Source organism: Bradyrhizobium campsiandrae (assembly GCF_014529705.1).
In the GTDB taxonomy this organism is placed as follows: Bacteria; Pseudomonadota; Alphaproteobacteria; order Rhizobiales; family Xanthobacteraceae; genus Bradyrhizobium; species Bradyrhizobium campsiandrae.
The window spans coordinates 40,627-66,491 of the sequence record NZ_JAANIH010000022.1; the positions used below are offsets into that span (position 1 = coordinate 40,627).

Here is a 25,865-nt window from a genome sequence, read left to right on the forward strand (position 1 = left end):
ATGCCTTAAACCTGGGCCGGCTGTCCGATGGTCACACCGGTGCGACGGATCTGTTCGCGCAGATTGCCGGGTTCGATCTTGCCGTCTGCGCCGACCTGCACCGGGGCGATATAGGCACCCACGGCGCCGACGTCATCGGCCACGGATTCCGCGAGCAACGCCTTGGCCTCGTCGGAGTTGCGCACGATAGCAGCCTCCGAGAGATCCGCGGACCAGCTCTTGGCAGCGGTGCGATATACCACGATGCCGTCCCAGGTGCGGTTGGCGGTCACCACCGAGGGTCCGGCGATTTTGATCTTCTTCTGTTCAAGCGGGGAGGTCATTCGGCTGCATCCAATAGGTCAGAGATGATTTGGTTTGGCGTTTGACGGCAAAGCGAACCGGCATGCCGGACCACGTCGCCGATGATGAGAATGGCAGGACCACCATTGGCCTGCCGCACGAGCTCGGGCAGGTCGCGCAGCGTGCCGATCGCGCCCTGCGCATCCGGCCGCGTCACGCGCGCGAACACGCCGACCGGCGTCTCCGGCGAACGGCCGGCGGCAAACAGCCCTGCGCGAACCGCAGGCGCAGCCGTCGCGCCCATGTAGACCACGACGGTCATCTTCGTATCGGTCAGCGTCGACCAGTCCACCGCCTCCGCGTCACGCGCCTTGTGCGCGGTGAGGAAGGTGATCCGGGTGGCTTCATGACGGTAAGTGAGCGGCACTTCGAAATCGGCAGCGCCGCCAAGCCCTGCGGTGATGCCGGGAACGATCGAATAGGCAACACCGGCCGTGCGCAGCGCTTCGACTTCCTCGCCGCCGCGGCCGAACACGAAGGGATCACCGCCCTTCAGACGCACGACCCGCTGGCCGGCTTGCGCGGCCTCGATCATGCGCTTGTTGATGGCGTCCTGGCCGATGCCGGGCTTGCCGACACGGCGGCCGACCGCAACACGCGTGGTGTCGCGGCGGATGCGATCGAGAATCTCAGCGGAGATCAGCTCGTCATGGAAGACGATGTCCGCATCCTGCAACGCGCGCAGCGCCTTGATGGTGAGAAGATCGGGGTCGCCGGGACCGGCACCGACCAGCGCGACGGAGCCTTGCGGCTTGTCGGCGCGTGCGAAATCGGAGGGATCGGCGATGGCCTTGAGCGCGGCGGCGGCTTCAGCCCCGCGGCCCGCGAGCACGGACGCGCCGATCGGACCGTCGATCACGCGCTCCCAGAAACGGCGGCGCAGCGGAAATTCGGCGATACGCTCGTTGATCGATTTGCGAAAGCCGCCGATGAACTCGGCGAGTTCGCCAATGCGCGCCGGCAGCAGCGCCTCGATCTTCTCGCGCACGCGACGCGCCACCACTGGCGACGTGCCGCCGGTGCCAACGGCGACCACGACATCGCCGCGATCGACGATCGCCGGGAAGATGAAGCTGGAATGCTCGAGATCGTCCATGACGTTGACCGGCAGACCAAGCGATTTCGCCCGCGCCGACATCGCCACGCCAACGTCGCCTGCGCCGGCGCAGACGACGGCGATGACGCCGGCAAGATCAGCCGTAAGCGGATCGTCGTTGGCGATCTCGATACGCGCCGCGTCCCCGGCGTTCAGACCCAGATCCTGATTGCCGTCCGTCGCATGCACGCGAATGCGCGCACCGGCAGCGGCGAGCACGCGCATTTTTGCGCGCAACAGCTCACCCGCACCGATGAGGACCACCGGGCCGGCCTTGAGATCGAGGAACACCGGCAGGAACCGCATGCGATACTCGCTTCCCCCACATCCGGGGTTGACTGGAATTATTTTCTATATATGTGTCGTTTCGAGCGCGCAAAGAGAAATTTTTTTCTTCTCTTCTTCATCGCAACTATAGAATTTTCGCCTCCAAACGCAAAGTGGCAGAGATGCATCTTCTCAAGGGCAATTCCGGCGCAGATGGGCTGGGCTTCGCAGCTTCCGTTTCCGAGCAAAAAGCGGTCGAGCAGACCGCCCCCAGCATGGATCATCTCGACCAGCTTGAGGCCCAGAGCATCTACATTTTACGCGAGGCCTTTGCCCGTCTGAAGAAGATCGCCCTGCTGTGGTCCCTCGGCAAGGACTCCAATGTCATGATCTGGCTGGCGCGGAAGGCGTTCTTCGGTCGCGTGCCGTTCCCCGCGCTTCATGTCGACACCGGCAAGAAGTTTCCGGAAATGTATCACTTCCGCGATCACTACGGGAAGGAGTGGGAGCTCGATCTGCGCGTCGAGCCCTGCCCACCGATCGATGCCGTCGACCCAACGCTGCCGCCGGCCGCCCGTTCCGCCGCGCGCAAGACCGAAGGCCTGAAGATGGCGCTGGCCAAATACGGCTTTGACGGCCTGATCGCCGGCATTCGCCGCGACGAGGAAGCCACCCGCGCCAAGGAGAGGGTGTTCTCGCCGCGCGGCCTGGAAGGCAATTGGGACGTGCGCGACCAGCCGCCGGAGTTCTGGGATCATTTCAACGCTTCGCCGCCGCAGGGCGCGCATTTGCGCATCCATCCGATCCTGCATTGGACCGAGGCCGACATCTGGGCCTACACCAAGCGCGAGAACATCCCGATCATCCCGCTCTATCTCGCCAAGGACGGCAAGCGCTATCGCTCGCTGGGCGATCAGGACATCACCAATCCCGTAAACTCGAATGCATCGACCATCGACGAGATCCTGGCTGAGCTCGAGCAGACCAAGGTGCCGGAGCGTGCCGGCCGCGCGCTCGACCACGAGACCGAGGACGCTTTCGAGCGCCTGCGCGTCGCCGGCTATCTCTGATCAAGGACGCATCGCGGTCATGAACATGCTCGTCACCCCCACCTCGCCCGCCACGCCGAACGGCACCACGCGACCGCAGGTTCGCATCGTCATCGTCGGCCATGTCGATCACGGCAAGTCGACGCTGGTCGGCCGCCTCCTGCATGAGACAGGCAGCCTGCCCGACGGCAAGCTCGAAATGTTGAAAGCCGTCAGCGCGCGGCGCGGCATGCCGTTCGAATGGTCGTTCCTGCTCGACGCGTTGCAGACCGAGCGCGACCAGGGCATCACCATCGACACCACGCAGATCCGTTTCCGCACCAATTCGCGCGACATCGTGTTGATCGACGCGCCCGGCCATGCCGAATTTCTGCGCAATATGATCACCGGCGCCTCGCAGGCCGACGGTGCCGTGCTGATCATCGACGCGCTGGAAGGCGTGCGCGACCAGACCCGTCGTCACGGCTATCTCCTGCATCTGCTCGGCGTGAAGCAGGTTGCCGTGGTCGTCAACAAGATGGATCGCGTGAATTTCAGCGCCGATCGCTTCAAGGAGATCAGCGACGAGATTTCCGCCCATCTCAACGGGCTTGGCGTGACGCCGACGGCCGTGATTCCGATCTCCGCGCGCGACGGCGACGGCGTCGCCGAGCGCACCGACCGGATCGGCTGGTACAAGGGCCCGACCGTGGTCGAGGCGCTCGATCGGCTCGAGCCGGCGCGGCCGCTGGAAGCGCTGGCGCTGCGTCTGCCGGTGCAGGCGATCTACAAGTTCGACGACCGCCGCATCGTCGCGGGCCGCATCGAATCCGGCAGCCTCATTGCCGGCGACGAGATCGTGATCATGCCGGCCGGCAAGATCGCCAAGATCAAATCGGTCGAGAGCTGGCCTGTGACGCCGGTCACCGGCCGTCAGGGCGCCGGCCGCTCGGTCGGCATCACGCTCGACCGCGAACTGTTCATCGAGCGCGGCGACATCATCGCGCATGCGAGCACCGCCCCGCGCGAGACGCGGCGCTTACGCGCGCGCATCTTCTGGCTGCACGACAAGCCGCTCGCCAAGGGCGATCAGCTCTTGGTGCGTTGCGGACCGAAAGAAAGCCGCGCCACCGTCGTCGCCATCGAAAAGGCGGTCGACCCGGGCGAGCTCTCCAGCAGCGAGAACAAGGCGATCGGCCGCAATCATGTCGGCGAGATCGACATCTCCCTGTCCAATCCGATTGCGACCGATCCCTACACCGAGAATCCGCGCACCGGCCGCCTGGTGATCGAGGTGTCCGGGCGCATCGCCGGCGGCGGCCTCGTGCTGTCGGTGGATGCCGGCCAGCGCGCCGTGCCTGTCGATATCGTGCCGGTGGAATCGGCGCTGCGCGCCGACGAGCGCTCCGCGCGCTATCGCCACAACGGCGCCGTGGTCTGGCTCACCGGCCTGCCCGCCTCCGGCAAGTCGACGCTGGCGAAGGCGTTGGAGCGGCGTCTGTTCACCAATGGCGGCTCGCCGATCCTGCTCGACGGCGACACGCTGCGCGCAGGCCTCAACAGCGATCTCGGCTTCTCCGCCGCCGACCGCAGCGAGAACATCCGCAGGCTTGCCGAGGTCGCGACGCATCTCGCCCGCAACGGCCATATCGCCATCGTCGCCGCCGTCTCGCCTGCGCGCGAGGATCGCGCCACCGCCCGCCGCATCGCCGATACCGCATTCCGCGAGATTCACGTCGCGACGCCGGCCGAGGTGTGCGAGGAGCGCGATCCCAAGGGTCACTACAAGAAGGCCCGTGCCGGCGCGCTCGCGTCGTTCACTGGCATCGGCGACGACTACGAGGCGCCGCAGGCGGCCGAACTCGTGATCGACACGTCGACGCGGACCGTGACCGAGGCGACGGACGAGATCGAGCAGATGCTGAAATCATCAGGCGTGCTGTTCGACGAAGTCGTGGACCTCGCCGCAAATATTTGAGGCGCCAACTATCGCACCACATCATCGGTGTCGTCCTGGCGAAAGCCAGGACGACGGGGATTGAGATCTCGCCTATTGCATTAGCAACGGACGCCAAGGGCGCCTTCCGGATACCACCCTGCCCATCTTTCCTTGACATTTTGACAAACCCCTGGGGGTCTTCTCACCGCCCCGATTTTGGGGCTAATTAGGTCCCGAAAGCTGCCCCGCGTGGGCGCATTTTGCTGCGGTCGGGTCAAAAGCAGCCAAAAACAGCCATTTCCAACAAGAAAGACCATCATGAAACGCGTCGATGCCCACGGATTGAAGATCGCCCCCGTCCTTTTCGATTTCATCGCGAAGGAAGCCGCCCCGAAAACCGGGATCGCGCCGGATGCGTTCTGGGCAGGCGTAGCCGCCATCATCAAGGAGTTGGGGCCGAAGAACCGGTCGCTGCTCGCCTTCCGTGATCAGCTCCAGGCCAAGATCGACGACTGGCACCGCGCCCACAAGGGCAAGCCGTTCGACCTGGACGCCTACACCGCCTTCCTGAAGGAGATCGGCTATCTCGTCCCCGAACCCGCGACGCAGACGGTCGAGACCGCCAATGTCGACGAAGAGATCGGCAAGATCTGCGGCCCGCAACTGGTCGTGCCGCTCACCAACGCGCGCTACGCCCTGAACGCGGCGAATGCGCGCTGGGGCTCGCTCTATGACGCCTTCTACGGCACCGACGCGATCCCGCATGATCCCACGGAGAGCGGCAAGGGTTACAACAAGGCCCGCGGCGACAAGGTGATCGCCAAGGCCAAGGCCTTCCTCGATACCGCCGCGCCGCTCGCGACCGGCAGCCACACCGACGTCACCGCCTACAGCGTGGTCGCGGGCCAGCTCGCGGTGAAGCTGAAGAGCGGCAACGCCACCGCGCTGAAAAACGCCGCACAGTTCGCCGGCTTCCAGGGCGATGCGGCTGCGCCTTCGGCCGTGCTGCTGGTCAACAACGGCCTGCATATCGAAGTCACGATCAACCGCAACAGCGCGATCGGCAAGGACGATCCGGCCGGTGTCGCCGACATGGTGATGGAAGCCGCGGTCTCCACCATCCTCGACATGGAAGACTCGGTCGCCGCGGTCGATGCCGAGGACAAGGTGCTGGTCTATCGCAACACGCTCGGCCTGATGAACGGCACGCTGTCGGCTGATTTCGAGAAGGGCGGCAAGACGCTGACCCGCTCGCTCAACGCCGACCGCAGCTACAAGACGCCCGACGGCAAGGGCGAGGTCAAGCTGCACGGCCGCAGCCTGCTGTTGATGCGCAATTGCGGTCACCACATGTTCACGGACGCAGTGCTGGACGAGAGCGGCGAGGAAGTGCCGGAGGGCCTGCTCGATGCCGCCGTCTCCGGACTTCTTGCCATTCATGATTTGAAAGGCAACTCCAAGGTCAAGAACAGCCGCACCGGCTCTGCCTATATCGTCAAGCCGAAGATGCACGGCCCGGACGAGGTCTCGTTCACTTGCGAGATCTTCGACCGCGTCGAGAAGATGCTGGGCCTGCCCGAGAACACGCTCAAGGTCGGCATCATGGACGAGGAGCGGCGCACCACCGTCAACCTCAAGGCCTGCATCCAGCGCGCCTCCAAGCGCATCATGTTCATCAACACCGGCTTCCTCGACCGCACCGGCGACGAGATCCACACCTCGATGGAAGCCGGTCCCATGATCCGCAAGAACGAGATGAAGGCGCAGGCCTGGATCAAGGCTTACGAAGACTGGAACGTCGACATGGGCCTGATAGACGGTCTGCCCGGCCATGCCCAGATCGGCAAGGGCATGTGGGCTGCCCCCGACAAGATGGCGGACATGCTGGCGCAGAAGCTCGCGCATCCGCAGGCCGGCGCCACCACCGCCTGGGTCCCCTCGCCGACCGCCGCGACCTTGCACGCGCTGCACTATCACCAGGTCAACGTCATTGCGCGCCAGCAGGAGCTGACCAAGGGCGGGCCCCGCGCGAAGCTTTCCGACATCCTCACCATTCCGGTGTCGAAGTCGAACTGGGCGCCCGATGATGTCAAGCAGGAGATCGACAACAACTGCCAGGGCATTCTGGGTTATGTCGTGCGCTGGATCGACCAGGGCGTCGGCTGCTCCAAGGTGCCTGATATCCACGATGTCGGCCTGATGGAAGACCGCGCGACCTTGCGCATCTCCAGCCAGCATCTCGCCAACTGGCTGCACCAGGGCGTCATCACCGAAGCGCAGGTGATGGAATCGCTCAAGCGCATGGCCGTCGTCGTCGACAAGCAGAACGCCGGCGATGCCATCTACAAGCCGATGGCGCCCGCCTTCGACGGCGTCGCCTTCAAGGCGGCCTGCGACCTCATCTTCAGGGGACGCGAGCAGCCGAACGGCTATACCGAATACATCCTCACCGCGCGCCGCCGCGAGGCCAAGGCGCTGGGTTGAGACCGATTGTTCGAACACCAAAAGCCCCGGCGCAAGCCGGGGCTTTTTTGTTGGAGATCGGATGGCCCGCTAGAACACCGCGAGATATTTCAGCAGCGACACGATGCCGATGATGATGACGATGACGCGCGCGATCTGCTTGGCGCGGCCGTCCATCGGCAGCATGTTGATGAGATAGAGCACGAGGATGATGACGAGAAAGGTGACGAGTACGCCGACCAGCATCGCGAGGGCCCCCTTCAGGCAAATTGCTAACGAGGTCCTAACGCCCGTCTCGCGCGCCGGTTCCGCGCGCGCAACCCTTTGCAACTTCTAGTAAATGCGTAATTCTACCGGTAGGCCGCCTGCCTAAAATTTTACCCTTTTCATTTCAGATGTCGAAACCGTCCGGATTGTGCCGCGAGCGGAATGTAATTGTCGATGCTGTCGCGCCCCTGTTTTTCGATTTTGTCCGGGGTTCTCGACGCACGCTGATAGTGGGAATTGGGGGACTTCGATGCTCAATCGCCTGACCGTGTCTGCACTGCTGAAGGCAGTGATCGCGATCACGTCGATCTGCGTGGTGATCGCACTTTCGCTCACCGCCTGGGAGTCGTGGGATCGCCTCAGGACCGCGAGCCGTATCTCGCAGATCGCCGACGCCTCCGCCGATCTGTTCAAGGCGATGCACAATCTGCGCACCGATCGCTCGACCACCTCGCGGCTCCTGAACGCGACCGAGCCGATGGACACCGAGATCGAGAAATATCTCCGCGCGCTGCGTGATGCGCAGATGCCGGCAATGGCACGGGCGCTGGTGCTGCTGCCCGACATGGACTTCCCACAATCCGGCACGCTGGTGCCGGAGCTCGCGCGCCTCAACAAGCTGCTGATCGAGGAGCAGAAGGAATTTTGGGAGAACGTGGCCAAGCCAAGGGAGCAGCGCCGCGCGGGCCTGAGCAAGGAATACATGGAGACGACGCAGGGCCTGCTCGACGTGCTCGACAATCTCTCGAACACGTTGGCCGCCACCGTCAACCACCAGGACGCCGAGATCGACCAGTTGCTGTCGATCAAACAGAATGCCTGGCTGCTCCGCAACACGGCCGGAGAGGCTTCGCTGATCGTCTCGACCGGACTTGCGGCCGGCAAGATCACGCCGGAGGGCCGCTACAACTATACCCAATATGTCGGCGGCACAGCCGCGATGTGGAAGGCGCTGGAATTGTCGACCTCCGGCATGCAATTGCCGTCGGCGCTCTCGTCCGCCATGGCCGCGGCCAAGACCGCCTATTTCGAGCCGCAATATCTGGCCTTGCGTGATCGCCTCGCGGACGCGTTGGTCAAGGGCGAGAAGGCCGAGATGACGGCGAACCAGTGGAGCCCGATCACGGTCGGCCGCATGGCGAGCGCGGTCGCGGTGGCTGAAGCTGCGCTCGACTCCGCCAAGGCCCATACGCTGGAGCAGCGCTCCGCCGCACAACGCGCACTGATCACGCAGCTCGTGCTGCTGACTTTGGCCATCGGCCTCGCCGTCGGCGCGAACGTGCTGGTCAGCCGCCGCGTCATCACCCCGCTCAACACCATCCGTGACGCGATGCTCAAGGTCGCCGGCGGCGATCTCGCCGTCGATAGCGGCTATCTCGATCGCAAGGACGAGATTGGCGCGCTTGCCGGCGCGCTCGAGACCTTCAAGCAGCAGGCCAGCGAAAAGCTCAGGATTGAAGAGCAGGAGCGGGAGCGCAATGCAGGCGCTGCCGCGCGCCAGCGTGCGGTCGAGGCCTATGTCGGGGAGTTCGAGAGCGCGGTGCGCAAGACCCTTGGCGAACTCAACGATGCGTCGGGCCGGATGCGCAAGACCTCGGGCGATCTTTCTGCCGTGTCGCGCCAGACCAACGAGCGCGTCCAGGTCGCCGGCAAGGCCTCCAATGACGCCTCGATGAGCGTCGACAGCGTCGCGGCGGCTGCGGAAGAGCTCTCGGCCTCGATCAATGACATCAGCCAGCAGGCCGCGCATGCCGCAGGCATCGCCAGCCGTGCCGTCAACCAGGCACGCGAGACCGACGGCACCGTCCAGGGCCTGGCGCAATCCGCCGGTCGCATCGGCGAGGTCGTCGGCCTGATCAACACGATCGCGGCGCAGACCAATCTGCTCGCGCTCAATGCCACGATTGAAGCCGCCCGCGCCGGCGAAGCAGGGCGCGGCTTCGCGGTCGTTGCCTCCGAGGTGAAATCCCTGGCGAGCCAGACCGCAAAGGCGACCGAGGAAATCTCGGAGCAGATCGCCGACATCCAGAAGGTCGCCGGCGACGCAATCAACGCGATCCAAGCGATCGGCGGCATCATCGGCGAGGTCAACGAGGTCGCAACCGCAATCGCCGCCGCCGTGCAGGAGCAGGGCGCAGCCACGCAGGAAATCACGCGCAGCACGCAATATGCGGCACAGGGCACCAAGAACGTCTCGGACAACATCACCGGGGTGAAGGCGGATGCGGACGCCGCTGCCGCCGCTGCCGACAACGTGAGAGGCGCGTCAGAAATGCTCGAGACCCAGAGCAACCAGCTCGGCCACGAGGTCACCGATTTCCTCGGCAAGATCCGCGCGGCGTAAGCGTTCTACTCCTTGGCCACGACCGGCAGCTGACGGAATTTGGCGCGCATGGACCCCGGCAATGGCGAGAAATTCATCGCGATACCCCGGCGATCGTTGGCGTTGCGATTGGCGACGACGAGGCCGTCGCTACCGGCAACGATATCGCCCTTGCGCAAGGTTGGATCGTCCTCGGCCTTGACCGACGCAAGGCCGACCGGGTCCTTGCCGTTGCAGGTACAGCCGGACACGATCTCGTTGCGATAGCGGAAGGCGTTAGGCAGCTCGGAATAGGACTTTCCGCGGTCGGTGGTGGCGTCATCGATGTTGCTGCCATAGACCAGCGAGGTCTCCGACGCCGGGCAGAAGCTCTTGCAGGACTGCGCCTTGCTCTCGGCATCCGCGCCCTGGGCCGGGAAGTAGCGGCCGTCACAGCCACGCACGCAATAGGCCGTGCCGCCGCCATAGGACGCGCGTTGACGCGGCGCCTCGTAGCGCGGCATGTCGTCATTCGGGAATGGAACGCGGATCTCCGGCGGCGGCCGCATGCGGAAGCCGCCGAACAGCGCCGAGAAGAAATCCTCCGCATGCGCCGAAGGCGTCAGCGCCAGGCCGAGCGAAGCGATCGCGGCGAACGCGGCCGCCCCGCAAGCCAGTCTGCTGATGGAACGTCTCATCATGGGACCTCACTCAACTCGCTCGCCTGTCGACGATGCCGGGATGTTCAGCGCCTGGCGCCCCGAGGGCAGCGTCGTCACCGCAGGCCGCTTGCGCCAGCTATCACTGCCCCTGTCGCCGCCACGCGCCATCAGCGGTGCGTTCTTCGGCAGCACCACGACCTTGGCGCCGATGCTGACGCGGTTGAACAGGTCGGTCACGTCCTCATTGGTGAGGCGGATGCAGCCGGACGAGACGAACTTGCCGATCGTGGTCGGATCGTTGGTGCCATGGATGCGATACTCGCTGGAGCCGAGATACATCGCGCGGGCGCCCAAGGGATTCCCGGGCCCACCAGCGACGAAGCGCGGCAGATAGGGTTGGCGCGCGATCATCTCCGCCGGCGGATGCCAATCCGGCCATTCCGCCTTGCGGCTGATGCTCTGCACGCCCGACCAGGTAAATCCCTCACGGCCGACGCCGACGCCGTAACGCATGGCACGCCCGTTACCGAGCACATAATAGAGATAGGTATTGGCGGTATCGATGACGATGGTGCCGGCCGGCTCGTTGCGGTCGAAGCTGACGATCTGTCGGCGGAGGCGATCCGGCAGCACCGCATCCTCGTCGGCCGTCTGCGGCGCTTCGCTGATGTAGCCCTGCGAATAGGTCGGGTCCTGCTGATAGGCCTGCGCCTGGATTGGCGCATAGCCAAGCGTCTGTGCCTGAACCGCGCACGGTGCCGCGAGCAAAGCGGCCGCGAATGCACAAGCGCTGGCGACGCGCGGCGAGAAGCTGCGACGGACGGCCGATAACTTTGTCATGTGACGCCCCGTTGGATGCATCTGGGTGATGCTGCTGCCCCGTCAACGCAGCGATACCGACTCAAGTTCCGCGGCGCGGCGAGGCAACTGGGTCACAGTCAAGCGACCACAACTTCACGAAACCGCGATGGAACCTCGACCTCGCGCGCGCGTTTTCCCGTCATCAATGGGCGCGCGGAAAGCTTCCGTGCGGGAGAAATATTGTGCGCGTCCTTCCCGGCGAACGACTGATGTCCGGCCCCGACCAGGGCACCCCGCTTCCCGACAGTCCTGTCGAACTGCCCCCGGTGATCCGGCGCACCGAGTTCGTTGCCTTTGCACTCGCCGGCCTGCTCCTGATCGCGATCGTCGCCGTATTGTATGTCGCCAAAGCCTTCTTCCTACCGGTGGTGATGGCCGTCGTCGCCGGCACCATGCTGTCGCCGGCCGCGACCTTCCTGGAAAAGCGGCGGGTGCCGCGCGCCGTCGGGGCGGTGCTCATCGTGGTCGCGGTAAGCGCGGTCGTCGCGTTCGTCTTCGCCCTCATTGCTTCCCCGGTGATGGCCTGGAGCTCACGCCTGCCGGAGCTGGCCGGGCAGCTCAAGGACAAGATGCACGTCTTCGACCGCCCTCTCGCGCTGTGGCGGGAGCTTCAAATCATGGTCGGCGGCTCGGAGCAGCTGCCAAGCCTGCAACTCCCCAAGGTCGAGTGGGTGCAACCGACGCTGGAATTCCTGTCGCCGACCTTTGCCGAATTCCTGCTGTTTTTCGCGACCCTGATCCTGTTCATCGCGAGCTGGCGCGACCTGCGGCGCGCTCTCATCATGACGTTCGGCGAGCGTGACGCGCGGCTGCGCACGTTGCGGATCCTGAACGAGATCGAGGTCCATCTCGGCAATTATCTGCTAATGGTGACCGTCATCAATATCGGCGTCGGCATTGCCGCCGGCCTCGTTTGCGCCATCACGGGCATGCCCAATCCAGCCGGCCTCGGCGCCCTCGCGGCAACGTTGAACTTCATCCCCATCATCGGGCCGGTCGCGATGTTCGTCATTCTGGTCGTCGTCGGGCTGGTCGCTTTTCCGACACTCGGTGCCGGGCTGATGGCGGCACTGGCCTTCGGCGGCATTACGTTCATGGAAGGCCACTTCGTCACGCCGACCATCATCGGCCGCAGGCTGGCGCTGAACGCGCTTGCCGTATTCATCGCGCTGGCCTTCTGGACCTGGCTGTGGGGACCCATGGGCGCCTTCCTGTCGTCTCCGCTGCTGATCGTCGGGCTCATCCTGAAGGAGCACCTTCTGCCGGAGAATTCGCCGCAGCTTCCGCAGGAATGACCGGTTTCCACGTCGGAACTTCCGTCGCCACGAAACGTTCTCCGCCCAGGTAAACCGCCGAACACTTCGGAGCTCTGATGTCCATGACCGACGCCGAAGCCAGGATGAGAGACTGGACCGACAAAGCCACCGCAGAACGTCTCGAGAAGGATGTAGCAGCCGTGAAAAGCGATATCGCCGCCCTCACCGACCAGATCACCGACGCGCTTAACACCTTCGCCAATGCCACGGGCAAGCAGGCCCGGCGTGGCTACAAGCAGGCGCGCGACAACATGGATTCGACGCTCGACGACTTCTCCGAGCGGGGCGGCGCTATGATGGATGCGGCCCAGAATGCCTACGGGTCGATCGAGGAGACGCTGGAAGACGCCATCACGCAGCGGCCGCTCGCGACCGTCGGCGTCGCGCTCGGCATTGGCTTCCTGATCGGCTTCGCCTGGCGCCGCTAAGGTGTGGAACGGTCTTGAGGGTCACGACGCCACCAGCGCCGTGACCGTTGCGGCGACGAATTCGCGTGTTGAGATCTGAGGAGCAAGACCGTGTTTCAGCGTATCATCGACAGCATCAGCGCATCGACGGGCACGACAGTCCGGCTGACGTCGCTGGCGGCCGGTGCGGCGTTCGCGCTGTTCATCACGACATGCTTCCTTTGCGCGGCGGCCTTCATCTCGGTGCTGCAAAAATACGGACCGGTGCAGGCCTGCCTCGCGGGCGCCGGCATTTTCTTCCTGCTGACGCTCGCCGCCGCAGGGAGCTATTGGGGTTATAAGCGGGAGATGCGGACGCGCGCGCGCATCGCCGCGGAGCGCGCCGCGAAGGCGGCCCCCAGCATGCTCGCCGATCCCATGCTGCTCGCAACCGGGTTGCAGATCGTCCGCGCCATCGGCGTCAAGCGGCTGTTGCCGATCCTGGCCATCGGCGGCGTCGCACTCGGCATCCTCGCAAGCCGCGCCGGCGCTGTGGATGAGACTTCGGCCGAGCCAGCGGAGTGAGGTCGAGGCCGCATTAAGAAAGTTGCGTTGCCGGCCGACCAGAGCCGGCTGGTCGGAATTGGATGGCCCGATTCTGCGCAATTTTTCGCCAGCCGCGGCCAATTCGCCCTTCTCACGTAATCGCTACTCGGATAGGCAGGCGGTTGCCGCTAAAAGCATCGCCCCTGATTCCAGAAGTCATTTTCCGTAATGAAACCGTCCGTCAAGGCGAACCTTGCCGCATTTCAACACGACGCCAGGCTCTATCTGACGCTCGGCATTGCCAATTGGTCGATATTCGTCGACCACATCCCGAACAATGTCGTCAATCTGCTGACGCTGCGCAATTTCGGCTTCAGCGGCGCAGCCGACCTGTTCGTGTTCGTGGTGGGCTATGGCGTCGCCGTCATTTACGGCAGGATGGCGCTGGAGCGCGGCTATGTCGTCGCGGCGACCCGTGTCTTCCGCCGCGTGTGGCGGCTCTATGCCGCCTATGTCGTGCTGTTCGTGATCTATATCGACGCCATCGCCTATGTCGCCTCGCAATCGATGGCGCCTGATATCATCGAGGAATACAACATTTCCGGAATCCTGGAGCATCCGCTGCGCATCCTGGTCCAGGGATTGGTGCTGCAGGAACAGCCGCTCAACCTCGACCTCCTGCAGCTGATGATTCCGCTGATGGCGTTCTTCCCGTTCGCCTTATGGGGTCTGCTACGACACCCGAACCTGACGCTGGCCGCCTCGATCGCGCTCTATCTCGCGGCGCGCTGGTTCGGCTGGAATTTTCACGTTTATCCCGACCAGGAATGGACGTTCAATCCGCTCTGCTGGCAGATGCTGATGGTGCTGGGGGGCTGGTTTGCGGTTACCGGCATCGCAGGTCGCGCCTTGCGCAACCTGTCCTGGCTTCGCGCGCTCGCGGGCGCCTATCTCGTCTCGGCGCTGGCCATCACCTTGATGCGCCATTCGCCGGCCCTGTCCGCCTACCTGCCTGACATCGTACTCAACGGTTTCTCGCCAACCGACAAGGAAAACCTCGCACCCTATCGCGTGCTGCATTTCCTCGCGCTCGCCTTGATCGCAACCCATCTCATCCCTGCCGGCCATCCGGGGCTGCAATTGAAGCCGCTCCAGATGGTGATCAAATGCGGCGAGGAATGGCTCGCCGTGTTCTGCATCGGCGTATTCCTGTCCTTCGCCGGACATCTCATCCTGATCACGGGCGCCAATCTGGTCGTGATGCAGATCGGGGTAAGCCTTGCCGGATTCGCGGCGATGACCGCAGTGGCCTATTATATCTCCTGGTCGAAGCGGCAGGACGAGCCGGCGGTCCTACGGCAGCGGGCCTAGTCGCGCGATTTCGCTAGGCTGGCGGCCGCCGCTACGCTAAGCGGAACGAGGCGGCGGTCACGAAGCAATGGCGGCCTCTGCGCAAGGAGACCGGCTTGGTCATAGCGAAAGGCACGTCTGATGCAGCCGCGGGCGCACCCCGGCGCGGCCGGCCGCGCTCGGTCGAGACCACCCATGCCATTCTGGAAAGCGCCTATACGCTGATGGCCGCGACCGGCCTTGCCGCGACCACGATCGACGCGGTCGCGCGACACTCCAACGTCTCCAAGATGACGATCTACAAATGGTGGCCGTCGCGGGAGGCGTTGCTGATCGATGCCTTTCTCCACCACGCCGCGCAAATGCTGCCGCTCCCTCCCACGAGCGCGGGCACACAAGCGGCGCGCGCACGCCGCCATGCCGCCGCCTATGCCGAAGCCCTGCAAGGCGAGTTCGGCAAGGTGCAGCTTGCCGTCATCTCCGAATGCATCTCCAAAACCGGCTCGGCCGAACTGTTCTATGCCCGCTACCTGCAATTTCGCCGCGACGCGCTGGTGGAGATGATCGCGAGCGGCCAGCGCGACGGCAGCATCCAGGCCGACGCCCCGGCGGAGGATCTCTACGACGCCATCTATGGCAGCCTGTTCTATCGCTACGTGTTCGGCATCGCGCCGATCACGCCGGCCTATGCGCGCAGCCTGGTCGACCTGGTGCTGCGGCCAAAGGGCTAAAGCAGGCGCGCCGAATGCGCGGAAATTTCATTTCGGGTCCCACAGGAGCATCCGTCTCATCATGATCAAACGCATCTTGCCCTACGAAGGCTTGCTCCACGAAGTGGTCGAGCATGCAGGTGTGCTCTATATCGGCGGAATTGTCCCCGAGGACACCAGTCGCGACATGTCCGGCCAAGCGAACGATGTGCTTGGCCAATTGTCGCAACTCCTGAAGACTCTCGGATCCGACATGGCCAACGTTCTGCAGGTGACCATCTTCATGACTGACCTGAGCGAGAAGGCCGCGCTCAATGCGGCCTGGAAGGCCTACTTCGCAGAAGCACATCTGCCTGCGCGTGCCGCCGTCGGCGTGGCCGATCTCGGCCCAGGCGTCAAACTCGAGATGACCGCCATCGCGGCTCGGCCGACATCGACCTGAGCCCCACGCCGGGTTATTTCGCCGGCCGCACCGGCGCCGAGATCTTGTCCGTGCGGTCGCGTTCGGTCATGTCGACCACCGTCTCCATCGGCGCGATCAGCTCGTAGACATAGGAGACCTCGGTGAAATAGCGCTTGGCGGTGCCACCGAGCGCTTCGGGCGCGACGCGGTCGAGCAGGATCAGGCCAAAATCCGAATCCGGCCGGCGCGTCGCCTCGCTGGTGTTGAACTCCTCCCAGCGGAACTGGAAGAGCTCCTCACCCGCTTCGCCCGTCACCGTCCAGTTTGCGGTGATGTGCGGATGCTTGCCGACCAGCGACAGGCCTTCGTCCGAATGCGAGGCAAGCTCGAAGAACAGCAGCGACAAGCTCTGCGCGGCACGCGCGCTGACGGCGATATCCGGCCCGCTGACGGCGATGCGATCGGCATGCGGAATGGCACGCGCTTCGAACAGGCCCTTCAACTTGACGCCCTGCCACTGGCTCTCGCTGAGCAGCGACACCACGTTCGACATGGCATGGATCCGGCCGATCAGGAGCTCGCGCGCGACGTCGATGTCGGAGCCATGGCGCAGCGTGCGGGTCACGATCGACTGGATCACCGCGAGGATGTTCTTGACCCGATGGTTGAGCTCGTCGATGACGGCGGTCAGTCGCCGCTCGAATCCGATCCGCACCTGGATCTCGCGGCTGAGCCTGAGGTTGTTGTAGGCGACGTAGCCGAACAGGCCGCACACCATCGCGGTGATCGCAAAGCCGATCGCCGCCACGATGATCGCGGTCTGCTCGGCGCGCCGCGCCGAGTTGGACTTGGCGTAATAGCCGAGCTGCCAGTCGCGACCGCCGAAGCTCACAGTGCGCGTCGCCGACGGGGCCGGGCCGTCCGGCGACGTCATGCGGGTGGAGACGACGCCCTGGTCGTTGGCGACCAGCTCGCTGCCCTCCTTGCGCGGATCCTTCAGCGCGACCGAGAACAACGAGAGGTCGTCGTTGGTCAGCATCAGCGAGGCGAGCTCGTAGGAAAACGTGACGAAGCCGGCCGGCTCGGTCGCGCCTTCAGGGATAACAGGGGCCGCGACGATGACGCCGATCGGTCCGTTTCCGCGAAGGAGCGGCACCGGGTCGGAGGCCACCGACCGCTTCTCCGCCCTGGCGCGCGCCAGCATCGCGTTGCGAACCGGGTCGTTGTCGTAGCTGCGGCCCGGCAGCGCCTTGGTCTCTTCGCTACGCGGCTCGAGGTCCATCAGCACGTCGATCGGATGGGTCAGGCTTGCGGGGTCTATCGGCTTGTCGCCGTAGTCGCGGATCTGCGGCTTCGGGAAGCCGGCCGCCGCAATGGCGGTCTGTGCCGCCGCGACTTCGTTCGGCTGCAACCGCGCGACCCAGCCGGCCACCACGAAGTCGGTCTTGAAGGCGTAGATGGCCGAGCGCAGCGGCTCCAACATGTTCGGCTTCAGCACCGACGGCGCGCGGAACAGGCCTGAGGCGACACGCGCCAGCAGCTCGCGCTCGGTCGATCTGTCCTGCACCAGGCTCGCATGAACGTCGATCGCACGCGCCAGCGCGATCCGATCCAGCGCCAGCTCCTGGTCGTGGACGCGATAGGCCGCCAGCCCCGAGAGCAAGGCTCCGAGCAGAGCGATAAAGCCGATGATGAAACCCAGCCGGACCACGCGACTACTCAGGCGAAAGCAGGAGGTCGGCAATAAACACGGAGCATATCAACGCCGCTCGAACGGCCATGTGCCGAAACGGGGTGGACCCCAGTGGCGGGGATAATGACGGAGGAGGCATCTGTACGCAACTTGGGTCGCCCAAAAAGCTTAATCCGCCCGGCCGATCATGTGGCTGAAAACGGCATTGCCCCGGGGCACCGGAGGTGGTTAATCGCCGTGTCCGAATTTTGTTCCGCCGACGCCGCGCTGCCTCAGATGTTAACGGCGGGAAATGCCTGCGCCATGTCGCCGCGCCCCGTGTCCTGTCCGCATCAACCCGCGCGTTTCAGCCCACCCTTGGTTTCGATGAAGCCGACGATGCGGTCGAGCCCCTCGCTCTTCTTCAGGTTGGTCATGACGAAGGGGCGCTCGCCGCGCATGCGTTTGGCGTCGGTGTCCATCTTCTCGAGCGACGCCCCGACATGCGGCGCAAGGTCGATCTTGTTGATGACGAGGAGGTCGGAGCGGGTGATGCCGGGGCCGCCCTTGGACGGGATCTTGTCACCGGCCGCGACGTCGATCACGTAGATGGTGAGGTCGGCAAGCTCCGGGGAAAAAGTGGCAGCGAGATTGTCGCCGCCGGATTCGATCAGCACCAGGTCGAGCCCGGGAAACTTGGCGCGCATGTCGGCAACCGCGGCCAGATTCATCGAGGCATCCTCGCGGATCGCGGTGTGCGGGCAGCCGCCGGTCTCGACGCCTGCGATGCGGTCCGGCGTCAGCGAGCCGGAACGCACGAGGAATTCCGCATCCCATTTGGTGTAGATGTCGTTGGTGATCGCGGCGATGTCGTAGCGTTCGCGCATGGTCTTGCAGAGCAGGTCCATCAGCGCGGTCTTGCCCGATCCGACCGGGCCGCCGACGCCGACACGCAAGGGGCCGTGAGATTTCGACATGCTCTCTCCTAGTGTCGTCCCGGCGAAGGCCGGGACCCATAGCCACCGAACTCAATCGTTGAGACGGGCTGTAGCCACATCCTTTCATAGCCACGAAGATTCGTGGTTATGGGTCCCGGCCTTCGCCGGGACGACGATTGGGCGGCATCGTACCTCATGACCGGAACAGCCGCGTATATTGCGTCTCGTGCCTGAGGCTGGCGAGATCGGCGCGGAAGGTCGCGCTGCCAAGATCGTCCAGCGTCGCGTTCAGCGCCCGATCGGCGGTTGTGGCGACGGCGGCTTCCAACTTCACCAGCACGCGCTGGCTGTCGGTCTGGCCGAGCGGAACGAGCCGGCTCGCCGCCGAAATCCAGTTCGAGACCAGCGCATGCAGGAAGGCGTGCAGCGTCGGCGCCGGCGGTACCCCGTGCATTGCGGCGACGACGGCGACAGCAACAGGATAGACCAATGGGGTCCGGCATGCCGCAACCATGGCATCGAGGCCATCCGCATCCCACGCGGCACGGGTGATGTCGATAAAGGCGCGGCCCTGCGAGGTCGTCTCGAGCTGCCGCTCGCGCGACGGCACGAAGGCGCTCGCGAGTTCGGCAACCTCACCCAGCGACGCGTCGTCGCCGGCCTCGGCAGCGCGGTAGGCCTGCACCAGAAACGTCGCATCACAAAAGCCGGAGCCGTCGCTCAGCATGGCATCGAGCCAGTCGGCGAGCGTCGCGACGTCGACGATATCGCCCGCCTCGACCGCCCATTCGATGCCGCTGGAATAGGAGAAGCCACCGACGGGAAATGCCGGCGACAGCCACGTCATCAGCCGGTACAGCGCCGCGGCCTCGCGCTCGGCAAGGTCGGCGGCGCTGACCTGCTCATTTGTGGTCATGAGCATGCGTGTGGCCGTGGTGATGATCGGGATGGTCGCAATGTTCGTCGTGGTGATGGTGGTGATCATGGCCATGGTCATGCGCGGCGTGATCATGGTGATGCTCGTGGCCGTGATGATCATGGTGATGGCTATGATCATGATGGCCGTGATCGTGATGTGCATGGTCGTCATGGCCATGCGCATGCCCGGCCTCGGCATAGGCTCCGCCTTCGGGATCGAACGGCGCGTCGATCTCGACCACCCGCGCGCCGAGCCCCGTCACCATCGCCTCGATGACGTGGTCGCGGCGAATGCGCAAGGCTTTGGCCATGAGCTGCGTCGGCAGATGGCGGTTGCCGAGGTGCCAGGCCACCCGGATCAGATGATGCGGGTCGCGGCCGCGGATCTCCAGGAGCGGCTCGGGCGCGGCGACCACCTCGACCAGCCTTCCATCCTCCAGCACCAGCGCATCGCCGCCGCGCAGCGCGACGGCGTTCTCCAGGTCGAGCAGGAATTCGAGGCCCCGCGTCCCCGTCATCGCCATCCGGCGGCGGTGCCGATCGTCGAAATCGAGCACGACCGTATCGGCCGGTGTCTCCGTGAAGCGGTGCTGTCCCCTAACCTGCGTTGCCCGGATCATGCGCCGTTACCTCGTCTCGACCTTCTCGGGCGTGATGACCTCGATCTTCGGCGGCGCCGTGAAGCATTTTACCGCGACGCGGCCGAACGTCTTCATGTGCTCCATGGCGCGATGCGGCACCAGCGCCTCGGCGTTCTCCCATTGCTCCACGAACACCATCTTGGCAGGATCGGTGACGCTCTCATGCAGATCGTAGGCGATGTTGCCGGGCTCCTTCCGTGTCTCCTTGATGCAGGCCGTGGCGGCTGCAATGAATTCGGCACGCGTCTCGGGCTTGATGGTCAGGGTAGCAACGACGTAGATCACGAGAAATCCTCCCGGCTTTTCTTCTCTGGGGTTTGATAGCGGCCGGACATTAGACCAGCCGGGATCGAACGCAAAACCGGAAAAGCCGCTCCCGATATGTCCCGGGCACATGCGTTTAGGCGCTATTTTCAGTACATGAAATATCGCTGCGCCATCGGCAGCACCTCGGCAGGGGGGCAGGTGAGCAGTTCGCCATCGGCGCGCACTTCATAGGTCTCCGGATCGACCTCGATATTGGGCGTGGCGTCGTTGTGGATCATGCTCTTCTTGGAGATCTTGCTGCGGGTGTTCTGCACCGCGTAGAGCTTCTTCTCGATGCCGAGCTTTCGCGCGAGGCCGCCGGTGATGGCCGCCTTCGAGGTGAACACCACCGAGGAGGCCGTCCGGGCCCTGCCGAAGGCGCCGAACATCGGCTGGTAATGCACCGGCTGCGGCGTCGGGATCGAGGCGTTGGGGTCACCCATGGGCGCGGCGACGATGGTGCCGCCCTTGACGATGCAATCAGGCTTGACGCCGAAGAAGGCCGGCGACCACAGCACGAGATCGGCGAGCTTGCCCTTCTCCACCGAGCCGATCAGCTTCGACACGCCATGCGCGATCGCAGGGTTGATCGTGTACTTGGCGATGTAGCGCTTGACGCGGAAATTGTCGTTGTCCTTGCCCTTGTCCTGCGGCAGTGACCCGCGCTGCTTCTTCATCTTGTCGGCGGTCTGCCAGGTCCGGATGATGACCTCGCCGAGGCGGCCCATCGCCTGCGAGTCCGAAGACATCATCGAGAGCGCGCCGAGATCGTGCAGGATGTCCTCGGCCGCGATGGTTTCCTTGCGGATGCGGCTTTCGGCGAACGCCAGATCCTCCGCAATCGAGGGATCGAGGTGGTGGCACACCATCAGCATGTCCAGATGCTCGTCGATGGTGTTGCGCGTGAAGGGACGCGTCGGATTGGTCGAGGACGGCAGCACGTTCTTCAGCCCTGCGACCTTGATGATGTCGGGGGCGTGACCACCGCCGGCGCCTTCGGTGTGGAAGGCGTGGATGGTGCGGCCCTTGAACGCCTTGATGGTGTCCTCGACGAAGCCGGATTCGTTCAGCGTGTCGGAATGCAGCATGACCTGGATGTCGTGGTCATCGGCCACCGACAGGCAGTTGTCGATCGCAGCCGGCGTCGTGCCCCAGTCCTCGTGCAGCTTCAGCGCACAGGCGCCGGCCTTGATCATCTCGATCAGCGCAGCCGGGCGCGAGGCGTTGCCCTTGCCCGATATGCCGAGATTGACCGGGAAGGCATCGAACGACTGGATCATCCGTCCCATGTGCCACGGCCCCGGCGTGCAGGTGGTGGCAAAGGTGCCGTGGGAAGGACCGGTGCCGCCACCGAGCATCGAGGTGACGCCGCTCATTAGCGCGTGCTCGATCTGCTGCGGACAGATGAAGTGGATGTGGCTGTCGAAGCCGCCGGCGGTGAGGATTTTCCCCTCGCCCGCGATCACGTCGGTGCCCGGGCCGATGATGATGGTCACGCCCGGCTGGATGTCGGGATTGCCGGCCTTGCCGATCGCCGAAATCATGCCGTCCTTGATCGCGACGTCGGCCTTCACGATGCCCCAGTGGTCGACGATCAGCGCATTGGTGATGACGGTGTCGGCGGCGCCCTGCTGGTTGGTGACCTGCGACTGTCCCATGCCGTCGCGGATCACCTTGCCTCCGCCGAACTTCACCTCCTCGCCATAGGTGGTGAAATCCTTCTCGACCTCGATGATGAGGTCGGTGTCGGCGAGCCGCACCCTGTCGCCGGTGGTCGGGCCGAACATGTCGGCATAGATGGAACGCTTTATTTTGACGGACATCACAAGCCCCGTTTGCGATTGAACTGTTGGCTGTTCACAGCAAAGCCCTCGCCGCTTTCACAGCATCGTCGAATTTCGTATCGAGCCACGCATTGCCGCCGCGGCACCCCGCGACGACCTGCTCGGCCCAGCCGCTGTAGTCGGCGAGGTCGTCGCGCTCTTCGGTCGACGGAGCAGACAGAATGCGCGCGCCGATATTGCTGATCTTGTCGGCGATCTTGATCAGCTTTGCGCCGGGGGATTTGTGCGGAGCGTCGTCGATCTGCTTCCGCCGCCGCTCGGCCTTCTGCAGGCTCATGTCGTCGGTGCATTCGACGACCAGGGACGCGACGCGCTCGGAGAATGTCTGCGCAAGCTCCGCGCGCGTGGTGTCGGTGTCCTCGATCGTGTCGTGGAGCCAGCCTGCCGCAACCAGCTCGGCGTCGGCGCCATCAGTCGCGTTGGCGAGCAGGTTGGCGACCTCGGCGAGATGATTGATATAGGGCTCATTGCCGCGCCCCTTGCGCGCCATGCCGTTGTGACGGCGTGCAGCGAGCTCGGCAGCCTCGGAGACAAGACGTATCGGTGAGAGCATGGCGGTATCCTCCGTTTCGCTCTCAACCCTGCCGTCGCATGCATCGTTCCCTAGGGATCACAGCTTCCCCATCACGTCGCCCCGAAACCCGTAAATCGTCTTCTTCCCCGCCAGCGCGACCAGCTGCACGTCGCGGGTCTGGCCGGGTTCGAAGCGGACGGCGGTACCGGCGGCGATGTCAAGGCGCATGCCTCGAGACTTCTTGCGGTCGAATTTCAGCGCGGGATTGGTCTCGAAGAAATGGTAGTGCGAGCCGACCTGGATCGGCCGGTCGCCGGTATTGGCCACCGTCAACGTCACGGTCTTGCGGCCGGCATTGAGTTCGATCTCGCCGTCCTGGATGAAGAGTTCGCCGGGGATCATGTCGCTCTCCTACCTGATCGGCTCGTGCACGGTGACGAGCTTGGTGCCGTCAGGGAATGTCGCCTCGACCTGGATGTCGTGGATCATCTCGGGGATGCCGGGCATCACCTGGTCGCGGGTCAGCACCTGCGCGCCTGACTGCATCAGTTCGGCGACAGTGCGGCCGTCGCGTGCACCCTCGAGGATGAAATCGGAGATGATGGCGATCGCCTCTGGATGGTTGAGCTTGACGCCGCGATCCAGCCTGCGGCGCGCGACGATGGCCGCCATCGAGATCAGAAGCTTGTCCTTTTCGCGGGGAGACAGGTTCATGCGAAATCTCTTCCGTTCAACACATCAATTGAGCCACAGCCGGGGCAGCGCGGCGCCAGTGCGCGCCAGCACAGCCATCATGTCGGCACGCAAATGCGCAGCATCTTGGGCACAGAACCGCGCCATTGCAAAGCCATTCCAGGCTGAAATCCCGACCTCGCCGGCGAAAGAATCCGAGGCCTCGCGGATGCGTTCGACCAGGCCCTCGTCACCGGGCACGATCAGCGCCGTGCCGATCGCAGCACCGCCCTTGGCGACGGCCGACCGCTTCAATTTTGCACCGATATGGCCGTCGAGCCTGACGGTCTCGGCGAAGACCAGCCTGCTGCCACGGGAGAGCCGCCAGCGATCGACGAATTCGCCCTGCTCCATCCGCTCGCCCATGGCGGTGCGGCCAAATACGACAATTTCGCAAAGCAGCAGCGATGCGGCCTCATCGAGCACGATATCGAAGCGGCGATGGACACGCGCCCGGTCGAACAGGATCGTCTCCTGCGGGAGCCAGCCGAGATGCGCGCCGGCGGCGGCCCTCAAGGAAATATTGAGCTGCGCCGCCGCCCCCGGCGCCCGGTAGACCTTTTCCGCGGCCGCCGTCGTCAGCGTCAAACGCGCAGCATCTGTGGCCGAGATCTCGATATCGAAACGATCGCCGCCGGCGACGCCGCCGGCCGTGTTGACGAACACGCCGGACAGGCCGTCGTCCTCCGGCGAGGGAAAGCGCACACGGAGCGAGCCGGATTCATGCAGGGCGCCGCGCCGCGTCACGCCGTCGCGGGCGTGCACGTCGAACCGCACCGCACCGCGGGCACGATTGGCTTCGAACACCGAAGATGTCGCCAAAGATGTCACCAAGGCGTCGCTGCGCATCCGTCTCCCCCAGCCGGCCGCGGCAGGATGTCCAGGCCTACGATCTTCTGCTTACAGCGCCATCTGGCGGCTGATCTCGCTTGGATCGAGATTGGAGCGGTCGCAAGTGAACTTCACCGCGCCGCGATCCATCACCGCAAAACTGTCGCCGAGTTCACAGGCAAAGTCGAGATATTGTTCGACCAGCACGATGGCGATGTTGCCGAGATTGCGCAAGTAGGAGATGGCGCGACCGATATCCTTGATGATCGAGGGCTGGATACCTTCGGTCGGCTCGTCGAGCAGCAGCAGTTTTGGCCGCATCACCAGCGCGCGCCCGATCGCAAGCTGCTGCTGCTGGCCGCCGGAGAGGTCGCCGCCGCGCCGGCCGAGCATGGATTGCAGCACCGGAAACAGCGAGAATACGTCATCAGGAATGTTCTTGTCCTGGCGCTTGAGCGGGCCGAAGCCGGTCTTGAGGTTTTCCTCGACTGTAAGCAGCGGAAAGATCTCGCGCCCTTGTGGCACGAAGCCGATGCCCTTCCGCGCCCGTTCATACGGCTTGAGGCCGGTGATGTCGCTGCCGTCGAACACGATTGCGCCCGAGGAGATCGGATATTGCCCGACCATGGCGCGCAGCAGCGAGGTCTTGCCGACGCCGTTGCGTCCGAGCACGCAGGTCACCTTGCCCGGTTCGGCCGCGATCGAGACGCCGCGCAGGGCCTGTGCAGCCCCGTAGAACAAGTTGATGTCCTTGACCTCAAGCATCGCTCAGCGCCCCAGATACACTTCGATGACCCGCTCGTTGGATGAGACCTGGTCGATGGTTCCCTCAGCGAGGACGGTGCCTTCATGCAGGCAGGTGACCTTGACCCCGAGCTCGCGCACGAACGTCATGTCGTGCTCGACCACCATGATGGTGTGGGTCTTGTTGATCTCTTTCAAGAGCTCAGCGGTGAGATGCGTCTCGACGTCGGTCATGCCGGCGACAGGTTCGTCGACGAGGAGCAGTTTTGGATCCTGCGCCAGCAGCATGCCGATCTCGAGCCATTGCTTCTGGCCGTGGCTGAGGCTGCCGGCGAGGCGGTTGCGGGCGTCGGTGAGACGGATCGTCTCCAGCACCTTGTCGATGCGCTCGGACTCCGCCTTGCTGCCACGCCAGAACAACGTGCCCTTGACGCTGTGGTCGACATTGAGCGCAAGCAGCAGATTGTCCTGCACGGTCTGGCTCTCGAACACCGTCGGCTTCTGGAATTTGCGGCCGATGCCGAGCTCGGCGATGCGGGTCTCGTCCAGTCGCGTCAGATCCGTGACGCCGTCGAACAGAACGGTGCCTTCATCCGGCTTGGTCTTGCCGGTGATGATGTCCATCATCGTGGTCTTGCCGGCACCGTTCGGGCCGATGATGGCGCGCATCTCGCCGGGCTCGAGCGCCAGCGACAGGTTATTGATGGCGTGAAAGCCGTCGAACGAGACGTGCACGCCGTCGAGGTAAAGCATTGCGGACGTCGCGCGGGTATCCATGACGTTCATG

The 25,865-nt window shown here is 64.4% G+C and carries 27 protein-coding genes; 10 read left to right on the plus strand and 17 right to left on the minus strand.

Going from position 1 to position 25,865, the window contains the following annotated elements:
* Window positions 1–5: 5 nt before the first annotated feature.
* On the minus strand, window positions 6–323 hold the full coding sequence (locus G8O24_RS18010; RefSeq protein WP_188101542.1) for a DUF2849 domain-containing protein: 318 nt from the start codon (window positions 321–323) through the stop codon (window positions 6–8).
* On the minus strand, window positions 320–1,744 hold the full coding sequence (gene cysG, locus G8O24_RS18015) for a siroheme synthase CysG (protein ID WP_188101544.1): 1,425 nt from the start codon (window positions 1,742–1,744) through the stop codon (window positions 320–322). The genes G8O24_RS18010 and cysG overlap by 4 nt, the downstream gene beginning before the upstream one ends.
* Window positions 1,745–1,980: 236 nt before the next feature.
* On the opposite strand from cysG, the gene cysD reads away from it, so the two are divergent.
* The 3 genes from cysD to G8O24_RS18030 all read left to right on the plus strand — a co-directional run bounded on the left by cysD (window position 1,981) and on the right by G8O24_RS18030 (window position 7,156).
* On the plus strand, window positions 1,981–2,775 hold the full coding sequence (gene cysD / locus G8O24_RS18020) for a sulfate adenylyltransferase subunit CysD (protein ID WP_188101672.1): 795 nt from the start codon (window positions 1,981–1,983) through the stop codon (window positions 2,773–2,775).
* 19 nt (window positions 2,776–2,794) lie between these two features.
* Window positions 2,795–4,711, plus strand: coding sequence for an adenylyl-sulfate kinase (gene cysC, locus G8O24_RS18025; protein WP_188101546.1), 1,917 nt, complete (start codon window positions 2,795–2,797; stop codon window positions 4,709–4,711).
* Between the two features lie 279 nt (window positions 4,712–4,990).
* Complete coding sequence (locus G8O24_RS18030) at window positions 4,991–7,156, plus strand: malate synthase G (protein WP_188101548.1); 2,166 nt, start codon at window positions 4,991–4,993, stop codon at window positions 7,154–7,156.
* A gap of 69 nt (window positions 7,157–7,225) precedes the next feature.
* Here G8O24_RS18030 and G8O24_RS18035 read toward each other — a convergent pair whose 3' ends face one another.
* Window positions 7,226–7,381, minus strand: coding sequence for a Thivi_2564 family membrane protein (locus G8O24_RS18035; protein ID WP_063694217.1), 156 nt, complete (start codon window positions 7,379–7,381; stop codon window positions 7,226–7,228).
* Window positions 7,382–7,652: 271 nt separating this feature from the next.
* Here G8O24_RS18035 and G8O24_RS18040 point away from each other — a divergent pair, with 271 nt between their 5' ends.
* Window positions 7,653–9,746 (plus strand): methyl-accepting chemotaxis protein, encoded by a 2,094-nt coding sequence (locus G8O24_RS18040; RefSeq protein ID WP_188101549.1) that lies wholly within the window; start codon window positions 7,653–7,655, stop codon window positions 9,744–9,746.
* A 5-nt stretch (window positions 9,747–9,751) separates the two neighbouring features.
* Here the strand turns inward: G8O24_RS18040 and G8O24_RS18045 are convergent, their stop codons facing one another.
* Both G8O24_RS18045 and G8O24_RS18050 read right to left on the minus strand, forming a co-directional pair.
* A complete protein-coding gene (locus G8O24_RS18045; protein ID WP_188101551.1) occupies window positions 9,752–10,405 on the minus strand; it encodes a DUF2865 domain-containing protein in 654 nt (217 codons plus the stop codon).
* 6 nt (window positions 10,406–10,411) lie between these two features.
* Entirely contained in the window at window positions 10,412–11,206 is a 795-nt protein-coding gene (locus G8O24_RS18050; protein ID WP_188101553.1) for a L,D-transpeptidase, read from the minus strand.
* Between the two features lie 203 nt (window positions 11,207–11,409).
* Between G8O24_RS18050 and G8O24_RS18055 the strand changes: the two genes are divergently transcribed.
* The 6 genes from G8O24_RS18055 (at window position 11,410) to G8O24_RS18080 (ending at window position 15,977) form a co-directional block, all read left to right on the plus strand.
* Entirely contained in the window at window positions 11,410–12,522 is a 1,113-nt protein-coding gene (locus G8O24_RS18055; protein WP_188101555.1) for an AI-2E family transporter, read from the plus strand.
* Window positions 12,523–12,599: 77 nt separating this feature from the next.
* Window positions 12,600–12,971 carry an ElaB/YgaM/YqjD family protein gene (locus tag G8O24_RS18060; protein ID WP_188101556.1) on the plus strand — a complete coding sequence of 124 codons (372 nt, stop codon included), beginning with the start codon at window positions 12,600–12,602 and terminating at the stop codon, window positions 12,969–12,971.
* A 90-nt stretch (window positions 12,972–13,061) separates the two neighbouring features.
* Window positions 13,062–13,514 (plus strand): hypothetical protein, encoded by a 453-nt coding sequence (locus G8O24_RS18065; RefSeq protein WP_188101558.1) that lies wholly within the window; start codon window positions 13,062–13,064, stop codon window positions 13,512–13,514.
* A 189-nt stretch (window positions 13,515–13,703) separates the two neighbouring features.
* Window positions 13,704–14,846 (plus strand): OpgC domain-containing protein, encoded by a 1,143-nt coding sequence (locus G8O24_RS18070; RefSeq protein WP_188101561.1) that lies wholly within the window; start codon window positions 13,704–13,706, stop codon window positions 14,844–14,846.
* Window positions 14,847–14,941: 95 nt separating this feature from the next.
* Window positions 14,942–15,556, plus strand: coding sequence for a TetR/AcrR family transcriptional regulator (locus G8O24_RS18075; RefSeq protein WP_376708082.1), 615 nt, complete (start codon window positions 14,942–14,944; stop codon window positions 15,554–15,556).
* 61 nt (window positions 15,557–15,617) lie between these two features.
* On the plus strand, window positions 15,618–15,977 hold the full coding sequence (locus G8O24_RS18080; protein ID WP_188101563.1) for a RidA family protein: 360 nt from the start codon (window positions 15,618–15,620) through the stop codon (window positions 15,975–15,977).
* Window positions 15,978–15,990: 13 nt separating this feature from the next.
* On the opposite strand, the gene G8O24_RS18085 is transcribed toward G8O24_RS18080, so the two are convergent.
* The 12 genes from G8O24_RS18085 to urtD form a co-directional block, all read right to left on the minus strand.
* The gene (locus G8O24_RS18085) at window positions 15,991–17,649 is read right to left on the minus strand and encodes a CHASE domain-containing protein (RefSeq protein WP_188101565.1); all 1,659 of its coding nucleotides are present in this window, start codon (window positions 17,647–17,649) and stop codon (window positions 15,991–15,993) included.
* A 314-nt stretch (window positions 17,650–17,963) separates the two neighbouring features.
* Window positions 17,964–18,587 carry an urease accessory protein UreG gene (gene ureG / locus G8O24_RS18090; RefSeq protein WP_188101567.1) on the minus strand — a complete coding sequence of 208 codons (624 nt, stop codon included), beginning with the start codon at window positions 18,585–18,587 and terminating at the stop codon, window positions 17,964–17,966.
* Window positions 18,588–18,741: 154 nt separating this feature from the next.
* On the minus strand, window positions 18,742–19,470 hold the full coding sequence (locus G8O24_RS18095) for an urease accessory protein UreF (RefSeq protein WP_188101676.1): 729 nt from the start codon (window positions 19,468–19,470) through the stop codon (window positions 18,742–18,744).
* Window positions 19,451–20,086, minus strand: a complete 636-nt coding sequence (locus G8O24_RS18100) for an urease accessory protein UreE (RefSeq protein WP_188101569.1) — start codon at window positions 20,084–20,086, stop codon at window positions 19,451–19,453. Before G8O24_RS18100 ends, G8O24_RS18095 begins: the two co-directional genes overlap by 20 nt.
* 6 nt (window positions 20,087–20,092) lie before the next feature.
* Window positions 20,093–20,392, minus strand: coding sequence for a putative quinol monooxygenase (locus G8O24_RS18105; protein ID WP_007599815.1), 300 nt, complete (start codon window positions 20,390–20,392; stop codon window positions 20,093–20,095).
* Between the two features lie 128 nt (window positions 20,393–20,520).
* Window positions 20,521–22,236: an urease subunit alpha gene (gene ureC / locus G8O24_RS18110; RefSeq protein ID WP_188101571.1), complete on the minus strand. Its 1,716-nt coding sequence runs from the start codon at window positions 22,234–22,236 to the stop codon at window positions 20,521–20,523.
* A gap of 34 nt (window positions 22,237–22,270) precedes the next feature.
* Entirely contained in the window at window positions 22,271–22,810 is a 540-nt protein-coding gene (locus tag G8O24_RS18115; RefSeq protein WP_188101573.1) for an HD domain-containing protein, read from the minus strand.
* A 57-nt stretch (window positions 22,811–22,867) separates the two neighbouring features.
* Entirely contained in the window at window positions 22,868–23,173 is a 306-nt protein-coding gene (locus G8O24_RS18120; protein ID WP_092227079.1) for an urease subunit beta, read from the minus strand.
* Window positions 23,174–23,182: 9 nt separating this feature from the next.
* Complete coding sequence (locus G8O24_RS18125; RefSeq protein WP_007605424.1) at window positions 23,183–23,485, minus strand: urease subunit gamma; 303 nt, start codon at window positions 23,483–23,485, stop codon at window positions 23,183–23,185.
* 24 nt (window positions 23,486–23,509) lie between these two features.
* The gene (locus G8O24_RS18130; protein ID WP_188101575.1) at window positions 23,510–24,352 is read right to left on the minus strand and encodes an urease accessory protein UreD; all 843 of its coding nucleotides are present in this window, start codon (window positions 24,350–24,352) and stop codon (window positions 23,510–23,512) included.
* 51 nt (window positions 24,353–24,403) lie between these two features.
* Window positions 24,404–25,099, minus strand: coding sequence for an urea ABC transporter ATP-binding subunit UrtE (gene urtE, locus G8O24_RS18135; RefSeq protein WP_188101576.1), 696 nt, complete (start codon window positions 25,097–25,099; stop codon window positions 24,404–24,406).
* Between the two features lie 3 nt (window positions 25,100–25,102).
* The gene (gene urtD, locus G8O24_RS18140; RefSeq protein WP_188101578.1) at window positions 25,103–25,864 is read right to left on the minus strand and encodes an urea ABC transporter ATP-binding protein UrtD; all 762 of its coding nucleotides are present in this window, start codon (window positions 25,862–25,864) and stop codon (window positions 25,103–25,105) included.
* Window position 25,865 lies beyond the last annotated feature (1 nt).